We start from the raw sequence: 18864 nt of genomic DNA on the forward strand, positions 1-18864 counted from the left end.
CAGCCCAGGTCGGCCGCACGCCGGCGACGGGCATGGAAATCCGCAAGGTCAAATCGGGCGAGGGCATCTGAGATGGTCGTCGGCATCGCGCACTACCTCACCGTATCGGCGATCCTGTTCACGCTCGGCGTGTTCGGAATCTTCCTGAACCGCAAGAACGTCATCGTCATCCTGATGTCGGTCGAGCTGATCCTGCTGGCGGTCAACATCAATTTCGTCGCCTTCTCGGCGGCGCTCGGCGATCTCGTCGGACAGGTGTTCGCGCTGTTCGTGCTGACGGTCGCCGCTGCGGAGGCCGCGATCGGTCTTGCCATTCTCGTCGTCTTCTTCCGCAACCGCGGCTCGATCGCGGTCGAAGACGTCAACATGATGAAGGGTTGACGGGACAGTCATGTATCAAGCGATCGTCTTCCTTCCGCTGCTCGGCTTCCTGATCGTCGGCCTGTTCGGCACGTCGCTCGGCGCCAAGGCGTCCGAATACATCACCTCCGGCTTCCTGGTGATTTCGGCCGTGCTGTCGTGGATCGCCTTTTTCTCGGTCGGCTTCGGCGAAGGCGAGGTGTTCACCGTACCGGTGCTGCGCTGGATCCAGTCGGGCGGGCTCGACGCGTCCTGGGCGCTCAGGATCGACACGCTGACGGTGGTGATGCTGGTCGTCGTCAACACCGTGTCGGCGCTGGTCCACATCTACTCGATCGGCTACATGCACCACGATCCGAACCGGCCGCGCTTCTTTGCCTATCTGTCGCTGTTCACCTTCGCCATGCTGATGCTGGTGACGGCCGACAATCTGGTGCAGATGTTCTTCGGCTGGGAAGGCGTCGGTCTCGCCTCCTACCTGCTGATCGGCTTCTGGTACAAGAAGCCGTCGGCCAATGCCGCGGCGATCAAGGCCTTCGTCGTCAACCGCGTCGGCGATTTCGGCTTCGCTCTCGGCATCTTCGGCGTCTTCGTGCTGTTCGGCTCGGTCAATCTCGGCACCATCTTCGCCAATGCGGCGAGCTTCGTTCCGGCGGAGGGCGCCGAGCACGGCGCCGCCGTGCTCACCTTCCTTGGCTATGCGCTCGACAAGCACTCGGCGATGACCGTGGTCTGCCTGCTCCTCTTCATGGGCGCGATGGGCAAGTCGGCGCAGGTGCCGCTGCACACCTGGCTGCCCGACGCCATGGAAGGCCCGACGCCGGTCTCGGCGCTGATCCATGCCGCCACCATGGTGACGGCAGGCGTGTTCATGCTGGCCCGGCTGTCGCCGCTGTTCGAGCTGTCGCATTCGGCGCTGACGGTCGTCACCTTCATCGGCGCCTTCACCGCCTTCTTCGCGGCCACGGTCGGCCTGGTCCAGAACGACATCAAGCGTGTCATCGCCTATTCGACCTGCTCGCAGCTCGGCTACATGTTCGTGGCGCTCGGCGTCGGCGCCTATGGCGCGGCGATCTTCCATCTGTTCACGCACGCCTTCTTCAAAGCGCTGCTGTTCCTCGGCTCGGGCTCGGTGATCCACGCCGTCTCCGACGAGCAGGACATGCGCAACATGGGCGGCCTGAGGACGCTCATTCCGAAGACCTACTGGATGATGGTGATCGGCACGCTGGCGCTGACCGGCGTCGGCATCCCGGTGACGGTCATCGGCACCGCCGGCTTCTTCTCCAAGGACGCCATCATCGAGAGCGCCTTCGCCAGCCACAATCTGTTTGCCGGCACCGCCTTCGTGCTGCTGGTCGTTGCCGCGGCCTTCACCTCATTCTACTCTTGGCGGCTGATTTTCATGACCTTCCACGGCCAGCCGCGCGCCAGCCACGAGGTCATGCACCATGTCCATGAATCGCCACCGGTGATGCTGGTGCCGCTGTTCATCCTGGCCGCGGGCGCGCTGTTTGCCGGCATCATCTTCCACGGCGCCTTCATCGGCGAGGGTTATGCCGAGTTCTGGAAGGCATCGCTGTTCACGCTGCCGGACAACCACATCCTGCACGAGATCCACGAACTGCCGCTGTGGGTCGAACTGGCGCCGTTCATCGCCATGGTCATCGGCTTCGCGGTTGCCTGGAAGTTCTACATCCGCTCGCCGGAATTGCCCGCCAGCGTCGCCGCCAACCATCGCCTGCTCTACGCCTTCCTGCTCAACAAGTGGTATTTCGACGAGCTCTACGACGTCCTGTTCGTGCGGCCGGCGAAGCGCCTCGGCAGGTTCCTGTGGAAGACCGGCGACGGCGCCATTATCGACGGGCTCGGGCCTGACGGGGTCTCGGCGCGCGTCGTCGATGTCACCAACCGCGTCGTCAAGCTGCAGACCGGCTACCTCTACCACTACGCCTTCGCCATGCTGATCGGCGTTGCCGCACTCGTCACCTGGATGATGCTCTGATGACCGCCTGGCCAATCCTCTCGCTGGTCACCTTCCTGCCGCTGGTGGGGGTGCTGCTCATCCTGTTCATCAACGACGACAGCGAAAACGCGCGCCGCAACATCCGCGCCATCGCGCTGTGGACGACGAGCATCACCTTCGTCATCTCGCTGTTCATCTGGAAGGGTTTTGACAATTCGCAGGCCGGCTTCCAGTTCGTCGAGAAGGCCGCCTGGCTGGATTCGGGCATTTCCTACCACATGGGCGTCGACGGCATCTCGATGCTGTTCGTCATCCTCACCACCTTCCTGATGCCGCTCTGCATCCTGGCGTCGTGGGAAGCGATCGAGAAGCGGGTCAAGGCCTACATGATCGCCTTCCTGCTCCTGGAAACGCTGATGATCGGCGTCTTCTGCGCGCTCGACATCGTGCTGTTCTACGTCTTCTTCGAGGCCGGCCTGATCCCGATGTTCATCATCATCGGCGTCTGGGGCGGCAAGCGGCGCGTCTACGCCTCGTTCAAGTTCTTCCTCTACACGCTCGCCGGTTCGGTGCTGATGCTGCTCGCCATCATGGCGATGTTCTACCAGTCCGGCACCACCGACATCACGACGCTTTTGACGCACAACTTCCCGGCCAACATGCAGACCTGGCTGTGGCTCGCCTTCTTCGCCTCCTTCGCGGTGAAGATGCCGATGTGGCCGGTGCACACCTGGCTGCCGGACGCGCACGTCGAGGCGCCGACGGCGGGCTCGGTGATCCTGGCCGCGATCCTCCTGAAGATGGGCGGGTACGGCTTCCTGCGCTTCTCGCTGCCGATGTTCCCGCTGGCGTCGGAAATGTTCGCGCCGTTGGTATTCACGCTCTCGGTCGTCGCCATCATCTACACCTCGCTGGTGGCGCTGATGCAGGAGGACATGAAGAAGCTGATCGCCTATTCGTCGGTCGCCCATATGGGCTTCGTCACCATGGGCATCTTCGCCATGAACCAGGAAGGCGTGCAGGGCGCGATCTTCCAGATGCTCAGCCACGGCCTCGTCTCCGGCGCGCTGTTCCTGTGCGTCGGCGTCATCTACGACCGCATGCACACGCGCGAGATCGACGCCTATGGCGGGCTGGTCAACAACATGCCGAAATATGCCACCGTGTTCATGGTCTTCACCATGGCCAATGTCGGCCTGCCCGGCACCAGCGGCTTCGTCGGCGAATTCCTGACCATGCTTGGTGTGTTCCGGGTCAACACCTGGGTGGCGTTCTTCGCCGCCACCGGCGTCATCCTGTCGGCGGCCTACGCGCTCTGGCTCTACCGCCGGGTGATCTTTGGTTCGCTGACCAAGGACAGCCTGAAGGGCCTGCTGGACCTGTCGACGCGCGAGAAGGCGATCATCTACCCGCTGGTGGTGCTGGTCATCTTCTTCGGCGTCTATCCCGCGCCCGTCTTCGACGCCACGGCCGCATCGGTCAAGGCGCTCGTCACCAATGTCACCGCATCCATCGGCTCCGCGCAGACCGCGGCGGCGAACTGACCAGGGGTTTTGCGAACCATGACGCCGGACCTTCTCTCCAGCTTTTCGCTCTCGACGCCGGAGCTGATCCTCGCCATCGGCGCGCTGGCGCTGCTGATGGTGGGCGCCTATTCGCGCTCCAACACCACCATGACGGTGACCGGCCTTGCCGTCGCCATACTGGTGCTCGCCGGCTTCTGGGTCGCCTCTTCCGGTGGGCAGGGCACGGCTTACGGCGGCGCTTTCGTCCAGGATTCCTTCGCCCGCTTCATGAAGCTGCTGGCGCTGATCGGCTCGGCGGTGACGCTGGTCATGTCGATGCGCTTCGCCAAGCAGGAGCATTTCGACAAGTTCGAGTATCCGGTGCTGATCCTGCTCTGCACGCTCGGCATGATGCTGATGATCTCGGCCAACGGCATGATCGGACTCTATCTCGGACTCGAACTCCAGTCGCTGGCGATCTACGTGCTGGCGGCGATCAACCGCGACAGCGTCCGCTCGACCGAGGCGGGCCTCAAATATTTCGTGCTCGGCGCGCTGTCGTCGGGCATGCTGCTCTACGGCATCTCGCTGATCTACGGCTACACCGGCAACACCGGCTTCCAGGAGATCGCGACAGCGCTCGGCAGCGGCGAGCGCCAGCTCGGCCTCGTCTTCGGCCTGGTGTTCGTGCTGGCCGGCCTTGCCTTCAAGATATCGGCGGTGCCGTTCCACATGTGGACGCCGGACGTCTATGAGGGCGCGCCGACCCCGGTGACGGCCTTCCTGGCGGCGGCCCCCAAGATGGCGGCGATGGCGCTGATCGTGCGCGTCACCATGGGCGCGTTCAAGCCGATCGCCGCGGACTGGCAGCAGATCATCGTCTTCATCTCGATCGCCTCGATGGCGCTCGGCGCCTTCGCGGCCATCGGCCAGACCAACATCAAGCGGCTGATGGCCTATTCTTCGATCGGTCACATGGGCTACGCGCTGGTCGGCCTCGCCGCCAACAGCCAGGCCGGCGTGCGCGGCGTCGCCATCTACATGCTGATCTATCTAGTCATGACGCTCGGCACCTTCGCCTTCATCCTCGCCATGCGGCGCAAGGAGGGCAATGTCGAGCAGATCAGCGATCTCGCCGGGCTCGCCTCGACCAACCCGATCATGGCGACGATCCTCACCATCCTGATGTTCTCGCTGGCCGGCATTCCGCCGCTCGCCGGCTTCTGGGGGAAGTGGTACGTCTTCCTCGCCGCCATCAACGCAGGCCTCTACGCGCTGGCGATCATCGGCGTGGTGGCCTCGGTGGTGGGCGCCTACTATTATCTGCGCATCATCAAGATCATGTGGTTCGACGAGCCGGTCGGCGGCTTCGTGCCGATGGCCAGCGAACTGCGCCTCGTGCTTGGCGTCAGCGGCGCCTTCGTGCTGTTCTACGTGCTGATCGGCGGGCCGATCGGCACCTATGCCGAAGCCGCGGCGAAGACCTTCTTCTGACGGGATGGCGTTTCGGCTGGCTCCAACCGCGGCGTCGGAAGGGTTCCGGCTCGAAGCCCATGATACGGTCGGCTCCACCAACGCGCTGGCGCTCGCCCATGCGCGGGCCGGCGATCCGGGCAAGCTGTGGGTCGTTTCCAAAAAGCAGGAAAGCGGGCGCGGCCGGCGGGGCCGGACCTGGGCGACGCCCGAGGGCAACCTGGCCGCGACATTGCTCATCGTCAGCGGCGGCGAATTGCGGCTCGCCGCGACGCTCGGCTTCGTCGCCGGGCTGGCGCTTGCCGATGCGCTCGATGCCGTCGTGCCGCAAGGCAGGATCGCGATCGGCGTTGACGGCGCAAGCCAGGGCAAGAACCGCTTCGAGCTGAAATGGCCGAACGACGTGCTTGCCTCCGGGGCCAAACTCGCCGGCATCCTGCTGGAATCGGCGCTGCTCGAAGGCGATCGCTTTGCGGTGGCGGTCGGCATCGGCGTCAATGTGGTGGCATATCCCGAGGATTTGCCGTATCCGGCGACATCGCTGCGCGCGCTTGGCGCGAATTGCGATGCCGAGACCCTGTTTCTGGCGCTGTCGGATGCCTGGAACGAGAATGCCCGGCTGTGGGACGACGGGCGCGGGCTTGCCGCCATCAGGCGGCGCTGGCTGGCGCGCGCGGCGGGGCTGGGCGGCGAAGTTGCTGTCAGGGTTGACGGTAATGTGGTGCGCGGCACGTTCGAGACCATTGACGAGGACTGCCGTTTCGTGATCCGCGACGATGCGGGAACTGTCGTGACGATCGCCGCCGGCGACGTGCATTTCGGCGCCGTCGCGTCGGCCCGGGTTTGACGGGCCAGGAAGGAAAGAACATGGCGAAAGCGGAAAACGCCGAACTCGTCTTCGTGCCGCTCGGCGGCGTCGGCGAGATCGGCATGAACTTCGCCCTTTACGGTTACGGGCCGGCCGATGCGCGCGAGTGGATCGTCGTCGATGTCGGCGTCACCTTTCCCGACACCGCGCATCCCGGCGTCGACCTGATCCTGCCCGACACGCGCTTCATCGAGGAGAACCTCGACAATCTGCGCGGCATCGTCATCACGCACGCGCACGAGGACCATTACGGCGCGCTGCTCGACATCTGGCCGAGGCTGAAGGCGCCGGTCTGGATGACGCCGTTCACCGCCGGCCTGCTGGAGGCCAAGCGGCAGGGCGAGCAGGGTGCGCCGAAGGTGCCGGCGATGATCTACCGGGCCGGCGAGAAATTCACCATCGGCCCGTTCGAGATCGAGGCCATCCCGGTCGCCCACTCGATTCCCGAGCCGATGTCGCTGGCGATCACCACGCCGGCTGGCACCGTCATCCATACCGGCGACTGGAAGATCGATCCGGAGCCGACGATCGGGCCGAAGACCGACGAGGCGCGCTTCCGCGCCTATGGCGACAAGGGCGTGCTGGCGCTGGTCTGCGATTCGACCAACGCGCTGCGGGAAGGAGAATCGCCATCGGAAGTAGCGGTCGGCGAGGGGCTGAAGGGCGTCATCCAGAGCGCCAAGGGCCGCGTCGCCGTCACCACCTTCTCCTCCAATGTCGGCCGCATCGTTTCCATCGCCAGGGCGGCGCGCGACGCCGGCCGCCAGTGCCTGGTGCTCGGCCGTTCGCTGAAGCGCGTCATCGATGTCGCTGGCGAGCTCGGCTACATGGACGGGCTGCCGGAGTTCATCGCCGAGGAGGATTACGGCTTCATCCCGCGCGAGAACCTGGTCATCATCTGCACCGGCAGCCAGGGCGAGCCGCTGGCGGCACTTGCCAAGCTGTCGCGCGACGAGATGAAATCGGTGTCGCTGACGGCCGGCGACACCGTGGTGTTTTCCTCGCGCACCATCCCCGGCAACGAGAAGGCGATCCTCGAGATCAAGAACCGGCTGATCGACCTCGGCATGAAGATCATCGAGGACGGCGATGCGCTGGTGCACGTCTCCGGCCATCCGCGCCGCAGCGAATTGCGCAAGATGTATGAATGGGTGCGGCCGCAGATCGGGGTGCCGGTGCATGGCGAGGCGGCGCATCTGGTGGCGCAAGGGTCGCTGATGTCGATGTCCGGCATCGGCCAGGTGGCGCAGGTGCGCGACGGCGACATGCTGAGGCTCTATCCGGGCGCCGCGACCATTGTCGACCAGGTGCCGTTCGGCCGCGTCTACAAGGACGGCCGGCTGATCGGCACCGACCAGGCGATGGGCATCCGCGACCGGCGCAAGCTGTCCTTTGCCGGCCATGTCGCCGTCAATGTCGTGCTCGACGACAAATACGAGCTTGCCGGCGATCCCGACCTGGTGGCGATCGGCGTCGCCGAGGCGGACGCCAGCGGCGAGACGCTGGAGGACCTGATGCTCGATGCGGCAATCGGCGCCGTGGACTCGATCCCCCGTCAGCGCCGAAAAGACCTCGACCTGGTGCAGGAGGCGGTGCGCCGCGCGGTGCGCGGTGCCGCCAACGAAGCCTGGGGCAAGAAGCCGCTGGTGACGGTGTTCGTCACGCGGTGACGAACAAGGGAATAGGGGAGTAGGCAGTAGGGGAATAGGGAAGAATAAGCAGTTTGTATTTGTTCAGACTCGTTTTCCCTACTCCCATACTGCCCTACTCCCTTACTCCCCTAAAGCGGAGCGCTTTATGCTCGGACGCCTGAACCATGTCGCGCTTGCCGTGCCGGATCTGGCCGCGGCAATGGCAGCCTATCGCGACACCCTCGGCGCGCGCCTGAGCGCGCCGCAGGCGCTGCCGGAACATGGCGTGACCGTGGTGTTCGTCGATGTCGGCAACACCAAGATCGAATTGCTGGAACCGTTGGGCGAGAACTCGCCGATCACAGCCTTCCTGGAGAAGAACCCCTCGGGCGGCATGCACCATGTGTGCTATGAGGTGGATGACATCGTGGCCGCGCGCGACCGGCTCAAGGCCAGCGGCGCGCGCGTGCTGGGTGACGGCAGCCCGAAGATCGGCGCGCATGGCAAGCCGGTGCTGTTCCTGCATCCCAAGGATTTCTTCGGCACGCTGGTCGAACTGGAGCAATCATGAGCTGGGTCTCGTTCATCGCGCTGTTCTTCGCCACCTGGTGGGTGGTGCTGTTCGCCGTCCTGCCGTTCAGCCTCAGAACCCAGGATGAGGACAAGGATGTGACGCTGGGCACCGTTCCCAGCGCGCCGCGCGGGCCGCACATGCTGCGCGCGGCGTTCCGGACGACGATCGCCACGCTGGTTCTTCTCGGCATCTTTTACGGCATCACGCGCGGCCTTGGCCTCGGCATCGACGACATCCCGCACATCGTGCCGGACTTCAACCAGACGCCGAAGAATTAACGACGCAGTCGAGCCAAAGTCATCCCATTGCTTGCGACTCGGCTCAGCCGGAAATCCGGTAGCCGGCTTTCGAATTCTCGTTGCGCTGACGTTGGGTAAAGCAGTTTGGCAATCTGTCGGGCTAAGCAGATGATTGCACAAAAAAAATGCAAGGCACGAGGCCTTGCAATTTAAACGCGTCCGATCTGTTTCCGGTATCCGGCGGCTGCGAGTAACCGCGCCTAGATCGCATCCTCCCAAGACTTTGACCGCGTAGGAGAGCAGATTTTTTTCCGCCCTCTCGGTTATCGGGGCACACTAGCCTAAGGCAGATGAAATTGTCACGAAGAATTTTGCCCGGAAACGGGCAATATCGTGCTGCAGTGCACAATAGTACGGCAGGCCTTGCTTGTGAAACGATCAACCCGGGCGGATGCAGCACTTCGGCCGCTCGCTCGGGTTTCCAATCCGCCATGAAATGGCTATGAAGCCGGGGCAAGCAGCCCATGCCGCGCCGATTCCGGCGAGGCCATCCTCACTTACGGACCAGTCCATGCGTTTGTCGCGCTATTTCCTGCCCATTCTCAAAGAAAATCCGCGCGAGGCCGAGATCGTCTCGCACCGGCTGATGCTGCGCGCCGGCATGATCCGCCAGCAGGGGCAGGGCAGCTTCTCCTGGCTGCCGCTCGGCAAGCGCGTGCTGGACAAGGTCTGCCGGATCATCCGCGAGGAGCAGGACAGGGCGGGCGCGCTGGAGATCCTGATGCCGACCATCCAGTCGGCCGAGCTGTGGCGCGAAAGTGGGCGCTATGACGACTACGGCAAGGAGATGCTGCGCATCAAGGACCGGCAGGAGCGAGAGATGCTCTACGGGCCGACCAATGAGGAAATGGTCACCGAGATCTTCCGCGCCTATGTGAAGTCCTACAAGGACCTGCCGCTCAACCTCTACCACATCCAGTGGAAGTTCCGCGACGAGGTGCGGCCGCGCTTCGGCGTCATGCGTTCTCGCGAATTCCTGATGAAGGACGCCTATTCCTTCGACCTCAACTACGAGGGCGCCAAGGCCGCCTACAACCGGATGTTCGTGTCCTATCTCAGGACGTTCACGCGCATGGGCCTGCAGGCGATCCCGATGCGCGCCGACACCGGGCCGATCGGCGGCGACCTAAGCCACGAGTTCATCATCCTGGCCGACACCGGCGAGAGCCAGGTGTTCTGCCATCGCGACTATCTCTCGCTCGCCGTGCCGGGGGCGAACACCGACTTTTCCAACGACGCCGAGATCGCCGACATCGTCAAGACGTGGACGACGCCATACGCGGCGACCGACGAGATGCATGACGAGGCGGCCTGGGACAAGGTCTCCGAGGGCGACAAAGTCTCGGCGCGCGGCATCGAGGTCGGCCATATCTTCCATTTCGGCGAGAAGTATTCCAAGCCGATGGGCGCCAAGGTGACCGGGCCGGACGGCAAGGATCATTTCGCTTCCGGCGGCTCCTACGGCATCGGACCCTCGCGACTGGTCGCGGCGATCATCGAGGCCAGCCATGACGACAACGGCATCATCTGGCCCGACGCGGTGGCGCCGTTCGACATCGGCCTGATCAACATGAAGGCGGGCGACGCCGAATGCGACCACGTCTGCGACGAGCTCTATGCCGCGCTCTCCGGCGCCGGCAAGGACGTGCTCTATGACGACACCGACCAGCGACCGGGCGGCAAGTTCGCCACCGCCGACCTGATCGGCCTGCCCTTGCAGGTGATCGTCGGGCCGCGCGGCGTGGCGAGCGGAGAGGTCGAGATCAAGAACCGCAGGACCGGCGAGCGCGAGACGCTACCGATCGAAGCGGCGAAGAAGCGCCTCGGTTTCGCCGCATGAGCCAGGCGGCCGCAGCCAAAGCCCCGGCCGTCAAAGCCCCAGCTGCCGGCGCCTTTTCGGTGTTCGAGCGCATGGTTGCCTGGCGCTATCTGCGCTCGCGGCGCAAGGAGACGGTGATCTCGGTCATCGCCTCGATTTCCTTCCTCGGCATCATGCTGGGGGTAGCGACGCTGATCGTCGTCATGGCGGTGATGAACGGGTTCCGCGCCGAGCTGCTGACCCGCATCCTCGGCGTCAACGGCCATCTGATCGCGCAGCCGCTGGATTCGCCGCTGGAGGACTACGCCCAGGTGGCGGGCCGCATCAACGGCGTGGCCGGCGTCAAATACGCCATTCCGCTGATCGACGGCCAGGTGCTGGCGCAAGGCAATGTCGGCGGCGGCACCGGCGCGCTGGTGCGCGGCATACGCGGCGAGGACCTCGGCAAGATCTCGATCGTCTCCAGCAATATCAGGCAAGGCACGCTTGACGGCTTCGACACCGGCGAGGGCGTGGCGATCGGCAAGCGCATGGCCGAGAATCTCGGCCTCGTGCTCGGCGACACAATCACGCTGATCTCGCCGGACGGCGACGTGACGCCGCTCGGCACGACGCCGCGCATGAAGGGCTACAAGATCGCGGCGATCTTCGAGGTCGGCATGTCGGAATATGACAGCTCGATCGTCTACATGCCGTTCTCGGAAGCGCAGCTCTATTTCAACATGGACGGCCGGGCGCAGACCATCGAGATCTATGTCGACAATCCCGACAATGTCGACGCGCTGAAGCCGCTGGTCGAGCAGGCGGCGCAGCGGCCGATCGACCTTGTCGACTGGCGCCAGCGCAACGAGACCTTCTTCTCGGCGCTGCAGGTCGAGCGCAACGTCATGTTCATGATCCTGACGCTGATCGTGCTGGTGGCGGCGCTGAACATCATTTCCGGCCTCGTCATGCTGGTGAAGGACAAGGGCCACGACATCGCCATCCTGCGCACGATGGGGGCGACGCGCGGCGCGATCCTGCGCATCTTCCTGATGACAGGGGCGGCGATCGGCGTCACCGGCACCATCGCCGGCGTGCTGCTCGGCGTCGTCATCTGCCTCAACATCGAATCGATCCGCCAGTTCTTCTCCTGGATGACCGGCAGGATCCTGTTCAATCCCGAGCTCTATTTCCTCAGCCAGCTGCCGGCGAAGATGGATGCGCGCGAGACGACATACGTCGTCATCATGGCGCTGGGCCTGTCCTTCCTGGCGACGGTGTTTCCGGCCTGGCGGGCGGCGCGGCTCGATCCCGTCGAAGCCTTGAGGTACGAGTGATGGCCGAAGCCATTATCGAGCTGAAGGGCGTCGAGCGCCACTACGTCCAGGGGCCGCGCAAGCTCACCATTTTGAACGGCGCCGACTTTTCGCTGCGGCGCGGCGAGATGGTGGCGCTGGTGGCGCCGTCGGGCACCGGCAAGTCGACGCTGCTGCACACCGCCGGACTGCTGGAGCGGCCGGACGCCGGCGACGTGATTCTCGGCGGCCGCGCCTGTGGCCGGCTGTCCGACGAGGACCGCACCGCCATCCGCCGCAACGATGTCGGCTTCGTCTATCAGTTCCATCATCTGCTGCCGGAGTTTTCCGCGCTGGAAAACATCATGATGCCGCAGCTGATCAAGGGGCTGTCGCGCAAGGAAGCGGCCGAGCGGGCGGCACAGCTGCTCGACTACATGCAGATCGGCAAGCGGGCTCAGCATCGCCCGTCGGAGCTCTCCGGCGGCGAGCAGCAGCGGGTGGCCATCGCACGCGCCGTCGCCAATGCGCCGCTGGTGCTTTTGGCCGACGAGCCGACCGGCAATCTCGACCCGGTCACCGCCTCCTATGTGTTCGAGGCGCTGGAAGCGCTGGTCAGGCAATCGGGCCTCGCGGCGCTGATCGCCACCCACAATCACGAGCTGGCTTCGCGCATGGATCGGCGGGTGACGTTGGCCGAGGGCAAGGTCGTCCCCCTTTAGGTCACGGCGATATTCGGGTGAGGCCGGCCTGCGAAAGGCGGCTTCCTGCGCTTCCGGTGCTCACGTACTTCAAGTTCGCTCCGCTCCGGTTCTCGGAACCCACCGTTCTCGACTCGGCCTGACCCAAATCTCGGCGTGCCCGCGTCGGCGCTGGTGCGTGGCCGCCCGCGCATTTCGCCCGTCAACCTTTCCTTAACCCTGCCGGATTGAGCGCCCGAAATTTCCGGGCAGCGCCTTTCTGCGGTCGTTGACATTCGAACAAAATTAGAACAAAATACGAACATACTAACAACTGGAGAGAGTTATGTCGGACCTTGTTCAGGATGTTGTGTCGCTCGTGTGCATGAGCACGTTTCTGATTTCCATGGCGATCTGGATCGGCGCCATGTGAGGACCATGCCTTGCGGCCGGCTGCCGCAAGCGCCTCGACGTTAAGCTTTTCTTGCCGCCATTGACGCTAGGGTGCCCGCGAAGACAGGGAGCAACACCGGTGTCGCCGATCGTGATGGCCATCCTCCTGGCCGGCAATCTCGGACTGATCTTTCTGCTGATGACCCTGCCGCTCGGCCTGCGCACGGTCAGGGTGTCGAGGCTGGTGGCGGCGGACCGCCACCGGCTCTGGCAAGCGCTGTGGCCGTTCGGCAGCGATGCCGGCTGGTCGGGCGAAATCGTTTCGGCTGAGGCGCTGGACGGGCAGGGCGTGGCCCGCATCGTCCTGTCCTGGGAAGGGCGCGACGGCCAGCCGATCGAACGCAAGGTCGTGCTGGAGGATGTCGTCGAGGGCGGCCGCTTTTCCATGCGCGTCCTCGATGATTCCTCGCTCGATGCCTCCTTCTGGGCCAGCTATCGCGAGACCACCGAACTGGTGGCCGAGGGCGCCGCGACGCGGGTCAGCCTCGGCCAGACCGATCGCTATCGCGGCGTCGCCTTCCTGATCTTCCGCTATTTCGCCATGCGGCGCGAACTCGGCAAGCTGCAGCGCTGGGCGAGGACGGGAGAGTATCGCAAGGGCGGCTGGTTCGAGCATCCACTCAGCCAGGTGGGATTCGCCGTGCTTTCAGCCTTCATCCTGTGGCCGTTCTTCGGCCTCAGCCTCGGCGGCCTGGCGCTGGCCGCGATCCTGACCTCGGTGGTCGCCCTGCACGAGCTCGGCCATATGGCGGCATTCCGGCTGATGGGACATAGCAGGGCGCGCATGATCTTCATCCCGCTGCTCGGCGGCATCGCCATCGGCGGCAGGCCCTACGACAGCCGCTTCGAAGTTGCCTTCGTGGCGCTGATGGGCGCCGGCTTCTCGGCCTTCCTGGTGCCGGTGCTGATCGCCGCCAGCGGGCTTGCCAGAGGCGAGGGGCATGGCGCCGTCGCCGCGCTGCTGGCCACGCTCGCCGGCTTTTCCGCGCTCTTCAACATCGCCAATCTGGTGCCGGTGTGGAAGTTCGACGGCGGCCAGGTGCTGCGCCAGATCTGCCCCGGCCCGATCGTCCTGGCGCTGGCTTCGTTCCTGCTGCTGTCCGCCTTGCTGGCGCTCGGCTGGCTGGCTGGATTTTCGCCGGGCTTCCTGCTTGCGGCGGGCGTCGTGTTCCTGATCCTCAGCCTGCTCACAATGGGCAGCGCGGTGAAGCCGCGCCATGAGCTGAAGCCGATCCGGACCTTCGACCGGTTCGCCATGGCCGGCGCGCTGCTCGCGGTCTTCGCCATCCATGGCTATGGCGTGCTGTGGGCGTCCACGCTGCTGGTCTGAACTGGTTCCGGACAGGTTCTCAGCCGGCCTTGCGGGCTGCCTCGACGGGTGAAGCCGCGACAGGGCCGAAGACATGCTCGAAAGCGGATTTCAGCGCCAGGTCGAGGTCGGCCATGGTCACCGGCAGGCCAAGGTCGACCAGGCTGGTGACGCCATGATCCTGGACACCGCATGGCACGATGCCGGTGAAGTGTCCGAGTTCCGGCTCGACATTTATGGCGATGCCGTGAAAGCTCACCCAGCGCCGCAGCCGGATGCCTATTGCCGCGATCTTGTCCTCGACCGGCGTGCCGTCGGCAAGCGCGGGACGATCCGGCCGCACGACCCAGACGCCGACCCTGTCCTCGCGCCGCTCGCCGCGCACGTTGAAGGCGGCAAGCGTTGCGATGATCCATTCTTCGAGCGCGGCGACAAAGGCGCGCACGTCCTCGCGCCGGCGCTTGAGGTCGAGCATGACATAGGCGACCCGCTGGCCAGGGCCGTGATAGGTGTATTCGCCGCCGCGTCCGGCCGAAAAGACCGGAAAGCGGTCGGGCTCGATCAGGTCCTCGATGCGGGCGCTGGTGCCGGCCGTGTAGAGCGGCGGATGCTCGACCAGCCAGACAATCTCGCCGGCCGCACCGCTGCGGATTGCCTCGGCGCGCGCCTCCATGAAGGCGATCGCATCGGGATAGGCGGTGAGGCCGGGCTCGATCCGCCATTCGACGGGTACTGAACCGGGCAGGGGCAGGAACGACGTGGCGATCTGGCTGCGTTCTGGCATGATAAATCTCGTGTGCCCCCTCATATGGCGGCAATGGGCGAAAACGTCCAGTTCCCCGGCATTTTCCAAAGCTGTGGAGCGTTGTGTCGGCAGCTCTGTCAGATGCGTGTCGTTCCCCCAAAACCGCTACGCACTTTTGGGCGACATGCATTGGCGATTATTCCGCACGGCGCACTTGTTTCGCCGGAAACGATTTGCTACAGGCCCCGAGCCGGTTCGTTCCGGCTCCTACCACGTGCGGTCGTGGCGGAATTGGTAGACGCGCAGCGTTGAGGTCGCTGTGGGGCAACCCGTGGAAGTTCGAGTCTTCTCGACCGCACCATTCTCCTTCCGAAAGTCCCTTTGAATAGCCTTTGGCGTGAGGCTGGCGCGCGAGCGCCTGCGGCCGCCTGCGCGGGGCAAATCAAAAGCGGTTGCCGTAGGAATCAATGCCGACGGTGATACAGGCGGCCAGCAGAACCCAGCCTATCCCGTCCAGCCAAGGCCAGCCGAGATGCAGTTGATCGAGACGAGCAGGGCGTCGGTCGCCCGCTTTTGCTCGGCCGTGCCGGTATTTGCCCGAACTTCCCGCAGCAGATCGACCTGCAGCCGATGAATGTCATCCATCTGTCGTCGCAGATTGTCGAAACGCCGCTTGAACATCGGAAAGCGCGCGGAAAGGTCGCCTCCCGTGAGGTCGCCGATCAGGCGTCGCGTCAACTCGTATTCGGCACCGATGCGGGCGTGGATTCGCCCGGCCGCATCGCTGTCGGACACCAGGCCGGCGTAGAGGCGCGCGATCTCCATGTCGGACTGGTAAAGCGTCTTCTCCGCCTCGTCGACGATCAGGCGGAAGAAGCGCGAGTGCTCGAACATGCGGGCCAGAAGGTCGCGCCCGGCCTCGCCGCGCACGGTGATGAAGGAACTCATCGCGCTGCCGATGCCATACCAGCCGGTCAACAGATGACGGTTCTGGCTCCAGGCGAACACCCATGGAATGGCGCGCAGGTCGGCAATGCCGCTGGCGCCGAAACGGCGATCCGGTCGTGAGCCCATTTTCAGGAGCGCCAGCTCCGCGACCGGGCTCGCCTGGTTGAAATAGGCGAGGAAGCCGGGCTCGGCCATCAGCCCGGCATAGGATGCCTGCGACATGCCTGCCAGCGCTTCCAGCGCTTCGTCGAATTCCGGCGTTTCCTTCTTCTCGACATCGCCGGGCGATCCGACACTGTGGGCCAGCACGCCGGCGGCGAGTATCTCGAGCTGGTTGAGGCCGGTGCCGCGATTGGCGAATTTCGACGAGACGACCTCGCCTTGCTCGGTCACCCGCATGGTTCCGGCGACGGTGCCTTGCGGCTGCGCGGCGATCGCCCGGCCGGTCGGCGCGCCGCCACGGCTGACGGAGCCGCCGCGGCCGTGGAAGAAACTGATCCTGACCTTGTGCTTGCGGCCGACGGCAGCGAGGCGCTTCTGCGCTTTCGCCAATTCCCAATTGGACGCGAGGAAACCGCCATCCTTGTTGGAGTCCGAATAGCCGAGCATGATTTCCTGGCGCGCGCCGAAATCCCGCACCGTGCGCCTGACCAGCGAAACGCCGAGCAACCCGTCTAGGATGCCGGGGGCGGCCTGCAGATCGGCGATGGTCTCGAACAAGGGCACGATCCGCAGCCGGATTGTGCCGCCGCCACTGGGCGCGGTCGAAAGTCCGCAATATTGCGCCAGCAGATAGACCGCGAGCAGATCGTCTGCCGAGCGGGTCATGCTGAGAACGAAAGCGCCGACCGCGTCGCCATCCGATCCGGAGATGTGCCTGGCGATGACCGAGAATGTCGAAAGCAGTTCGCCTGCCTCAGGCGAGAGCCGGCCTGCGTCGATCTCCAGCTGCTCGCCCTGGCTCAAGGCAGCGCGAATGCGCGCCGACCATTGCGGCGTGCCGGCTGCCACCGGATCGGCGGGATTTGCCAGCGCAAACAGCTCGGCCAGCACCCGGTTGACGACGGTGGAGTTCTGCCTGACGTCGAGCGAAACCGTGCGGAAGCCGAAGCTTCCGACCTGCCAAAGCAGCGGCTGGACGAAACGCCTGGCCACCGCGCGCCCTCCGATTGCTTCGAGGACCGAAGACAGGGCGTTGAGATCGGCCCGAAACGCCTCCGCCGAGGGGTACGCCGCCGTACTGCCATCCCGCGTGGCGTCCAGCCGAGCAAGCAGGGCCGAGGCGAACTGGCGAAGCGGTTCGTCAGGGTTGCGGGCGGCGATCTCGTCGGCCTGTCCGCTTCTATCGAGCGCCGTCTGCAGCACCGGCTCGAAGCTGGCCGGCAGGTCGATGACGTTCGAGCTGGCGCTGAGCACCGACACCAGCCGCTGCATCTGGGCGAGATACCAGCCTATGGCGGTGTTGCGGTACTCGGCCATGGCATGGGCCGTGACCGCGGCCGTCACGTTGGGATTGCCATCGCGGTCGCCGCCGATCCACGAGGCATAGCGCATGAAGGAGGGAATTCTTATCGGCTCGCCCGGATAGTGACGCTCGAAGGCGCCTTGCAGTTTGGCATAGAGCTGCGGCGTCGCCTCGAAGATGACTTCGCGAAAGAAATGCAGGCCCCAGGCGATCTCGCGTTCGACCGTCGGGCGCTCCAGCCGCAGCTCGCCGGTCATCCACAGAAGCTCGATCTCGCTTTCCAGATCGGCGACCAGCAGGTCGCGTTCGCGCGGCGCCCAGCGCGGCTGGTCGAGCTCGGTCAGCTTGCGATAGATGCGGCGGTGGATCTCCAGCACCGTGACGCGCTTGGCCTCCGTCGGGTGAGCGGTCATGGTCGGGCCGACGCAAAGCCCATTGAGCGCGGCCTGGGCTTCCTGCGCCGAGTGGCCGTTCGCCGCCATCTGCGCGATCACGCTGGCGAAGGAGCCGGGCACTTCGTCGACGCCGGCGCCCTGTTCGAGTTCGCGACGCGCCCGCATGGCAAGCAACTCGTCGGCGATCGTCAGCAGTTGGAACCACACGCCTGTCGCCTGAAGCGCCGGGATGCGCTGGCCAGGGGCGAGGGAGCCAAGCGACCTGCGTCCGCTCAGAACGGCGGCGATCTCCGGCTCGCGGGCGCTTGCGACCTGCAGCAGCAGGCGCAACAAAAGGCTGCGCTCGTCCTCGCGAAACTTGATGCGTCTGCTCTGTTCCAAGGCGCTCTCCTGATCCGTCGGCATCGACCGCCGCTGTAGCCGCGCCCTGAATCGAGAGTGGCGCCGGCTGTCAGGCGACCCGGTCGGGAACCGGACGCCCCTCGAAGAAGGCGGTCAGGTTCTCCACCACCTTCATGCCCATCGCCACCCGCGTTTCCTCGGTCGCGCTGCCGAGATGCGGCAGCAGCACGACATTCTCCAACTGCTTCAGCGCCTCCGGAACGGCCGGCTCCTCGGCAAAGACGTCTAGGCCAGCGCCGGCGATCTCGCGCCTTTGCAGCGCGCCGATCAGGGCGTCCTGGTCGACGACGTCGCCGCGCGCGGTGTTGATCAGGAACGCGCTACCCTTCATCAACCGCAGGCTTCGGGCATCGATCAGGTGGCGGTTTTCCGCGCCGCCCGGGCAGTGCAGCGACACGAAATCGGATGCCGTGAGCACACCTTCCAGAGTCTGCATCTGCACCGCGCCCATGGCGCGCGTTTCCTCATCATCGACCGGCGACCGGTTGAAGAACACGATCTTCATGCCGAAGCCGAAATGCGCGCGCCATGGGCGCGGTGCAGATGCAGACTCTGGAAGGTGTGCTCACGGCATCCGATTTCGTGTCGCTGCACTGCCCGGGCGGCGCTGAACATCATTTCCGGCCTCGTCATGCTGGTGAAGGACAAGGGCCACGACATCGCCATCCTGCGCACGATGGGGGCGACGCGCGGCG

At 65.0% G+C, this 18864-nt stretch carries 14 protein-coding genes, 1 tRNA gene and 1 pseudogene; 13 read left to right on the top strand and 3 right to left on the bottom strand.

Features of this window, described 5'->3' with window-relative positions; translation table 11 throughout:
* Window positions 1–72 precede the first annotated feature (72 nt).
* From nuoK to EN780_RS10225, 12 genes are all read left to right on the top strand, one after another.
* Window positions 73–381: an NADH-quinone oxidoreductase subunit NuoK gene (nuoK, locus tag EN780_RS10170; RefSeq protein WP_019858930.1), complete on the top strand. Its 309-nt coding sequence runs from the start codon at window positions 73–75 to the stop codon at window positions 379–381.
* A 10-nt stretch (window positions 382–391) separates the two neighbouring features.
* Window positions 392–2365, top strand: a complete 1974-nt coding sequence (gene nuoL / locus EN780_RS10175; protein WP_128273498.1) for an NADH-quinone oxidoreductase subunit L — start codon at window positions 392–394, stop codon at window positions 2363–2365.
* Window positions 2365–3870 carry an NADH-quinone oxidoreductase subunit M gene (locus EN780_RS10180; RefSeq protein WP_127284941.1) on the top strand — a complete coding sequence of 502 codons (1506 nt, stop codon included), beginning with the start codon at window positions 2365–2367 and terminating at the stop codon, window positions 3868–3870. Before nuoL ends, EN780_RS10180 begins: the two co-directional genes overlap by 1 nt.
* Window positions 3871–3888: 18 nt before the next feature.
* Window positions 3889–5325, top strand: coding sequence for an NADH-quinone oxidoreductase subunit NuoN (nuoN, locus tag EN780_RS10185; protein ID WP_128273500.1), 1437 nt, complete (start codon window positions 3889–3891; stop codon window positions 5323–5325).
* A gap of 4 nt (window positions 5326–5329) precedes the next feature.
* Window positions 5330–6151: a biotin--[acetyl-CoA-carboxylase] ligase gene (locus EN780_RS10190; RefSeq protein ID WP_128273502.1), complete on the top strand. Its 822-nt coding sequence runs from the start codon at window positions 5330–5332 to the stop codon at window positions 6149–6151.
* A 20-nt stretch (window positions 6152–6171) separates the two neighbouring features.
* On the top strand, window positions 6172–7842 hold the full coding sequence (locus EN780_RS10195; protein ID WP_127391984.1) for a ribonuclease J: 1671 nt from the start codon (window positions 6172–6174) through the stop codon (window positions 7840–7842).
* Window positions 7843–7969: 127 nt separating this feature from the next.
* Window positions 7970–8374: a methylmalonyl-CoA epimerase gene (mce, locus tag EN780_RS10200; RefSeq protein ID WP_126054034.1), complete on the top strand. Its 405-nt coding sequence runs from the start codon at window positions 7970–7972 to the stop codon at window positions 8372–8374.
* Window positions 8371–8655 (top strand): DUF1467 family protein, encoded by a 285-nt coding sequence (locus EN780_RS10205; protein WP_126054035.1) that lies wholly within the window; start codon window positions 8371–8373, stop codon window positions 8653–8655. The genes mce and EN780_RS10205 overlap by 4 nt, the downstream gene beginning before the upstream one ends.
* A gap of 532 nt (window positions 8656–9187) precedes the next feature.
* Window positions 9188–10516, top strand: coding sequence for a proline--tRNA ligase (proS, locus tag EN780_RS10210; protein ID WP_128273504.1), 1329 nt, complete (start codon window positions 9188–9190; stop codon window positions 10514–10516).
* Window positions 10513–11814 carry a lipoprotein-releasing ABC transporter permease subunit gene (locus tag EN780_RS10215; protein WP_127284974.1) on the top strand — a complete coding sequence of 434 codons (1302 nt, stop codon included), beginning with the start codon at window positions 10513–10515 and terminating at the stop codon, window positions 11812–11814. Before proS ends, EN780_RS10215 begins: the two co-directional genes overlap by 4 nt.
* Window positions 11811–12494: an ABC transporter ATP-binding protein gene (locus tag EN780_RS10220; protein ID WP_187331281.1), complete on the top strand. Its 684-nt coding sequence runs from the start codon at window positions 11811–11813 to the stop codon at window positions 12492–12494. Before EN780_RS10215 ends, EN780_RS10220 begins: the two co-directional genes overlap by 4 nt.
* A gap of 490 nt (window positions 12495–12984) precedes the next feature.
* Window positions 12985–14235, top strand: a complete 1251-nt coding sequence (locus EN780_RS10225; RefSeq protein ID WP_127391986.1) for a site-2 protease family protein — start codon at window positions 12985–12987, stop codon at window positions 14233–14235.
* Window positions 14236–14254: 19 nt separating this feature from the next.
* Here EN780_RS10225 and lipB read toward each other — a convergent pair whose 3' ends face one another.
* Window positions 14255–14998, bottom strand: coding sequence for a lipoyl(octanoyl) transferase LipB (lipB, locus tag EN780_RS10230; RefSeq protein WP_127391987.1), 744 nt, complete (start codon window positions 14996–14998; stop codon window positions 14255–14257).
* A gap of 237 nt (window positions 14999–15235) precedes the next feature.
* On the opposite strand from lipB, the gene EN780_RS10235 reads away from it, so the two are divergent.
* Window positions 15236–15320, top strand: a tRNA-Leu gene (locus EN780_RS10235).
* A 143-nt stretch (window positions 15321–15463) separates the two neighbouring features.
* Here the strand turns inward: EN780_RS10235 and EN780_RS10240 are convergent.
* Window positions 15464–18148, bottom strand: coding sequence for a phosphoenolpyruvate carboxylase (locus tag EN780_RS10240; protein WP_128273505.1), 2685 nt, complete (start codon window positions 18146–18148; stop codon window positions 15464–15466).
* A gap of 70 nt (window positions 18149–18218) precedes the next feature.
* Window positions 18219–18695: pseudogene (locus EN780_RS10245) on the bottom strand (NAD(P)-dependent oxidoreductase); the annotation flags it as partial.
* Window positions 18696–18864 lie beyond the last annotated feature (169 nt).

It is taken from the genome of Mesorhizobium sp. M4B.F.Ca.ET.089.01.1.1, assembly GCF_004022605.1.
Taxonomy (GTDB): domain Bacteria; phylum Pseudomonadota; class Alphaproteobacteria; order Rhizobiales; family Rhizobiaceae; genus Mesorhizobium; species Mesorhizobium abyssinicae.

Excerpts from the sequence above, each read along its gene's own strand:
- nuoK (WP_019858930.1), top strand. The coding sequence starts at position 73 with ATGGTCGTCGGCATCGCGCACTACCTCACCGTATCGGCGATCCTGTTC.
- nuoL (WP_128273498.1), top strand. The coding sequence starts at position 392 with ATGTATCAAGCGATCGTCTTCCTTCCGCTGCTCGGCTTCCTGATCGTC.
- EN780_RS10180 (WP_127284941.1), top strand. The coding sequence starts at position 2,365 with ATGACCGCCTGGCCAATCCTCTCGCTGGTCACCTTCCTGCCGCTGGTG.
- nuoN (WP_128273500.1), top strand. The coding sequence starts at position 3,889 with ATGACGCCGGACCTTCTCTCCAGCTTTTCGCTCTCGACGCCGGAGCTG.
- EN780_RS10190 (WP_128273502.1), top strand. The coding sequence starts at position 5,330 with ATGGCGTTTCGGCTGGCTCCAACCGCGGCGTCGGAAGGGTTCCGGCTC.
- EN780_RS10195 (WP_127391984.1), top strand. The coding sequence starts at position 6,172 with ATGGCGAAAGCGGAAAACGCCGAACTCGTCTTCGTGCCGCTCGGCGGC.
- mce (WP_126054034.1), top strand. The coding sequence starts at position 7,970 with ATGCTCGGACGCCTGAACCATGTCGCGCTTGCCGTGCCGGATCTGGCC.
- EN780_RS10205 (WP_126054035.1), top strand. The coding sequence starts at position 8,371 with ATGAGCTGGGTCTCGTTCATCGCGCTGTTCTTCGCCACCTGGTGGGTG.
- proS (WP_128273504.1), top strand. The coding sequence starts at position 9,188 with ATGCGTTTGTCGCGCTATTTCCTGCCCATTCTCAAAGAAAATCCGCGC.
- EN780_RS10215 (WP_127284974.1), top strand. The coding sequence starts at position 10,513 with ATGAGCCAGGCGGCCGCAGCCAAAGCCCCGGCCGTCAAAGCCCCAGCT.
- lipB (WP_127391987.1), bottom strand. The coding sequence starts at position 14,998 with ATGCCAGAACGCAGCCAGATCGCCACGTCGTTCCTGCCCCTGCCCGGT.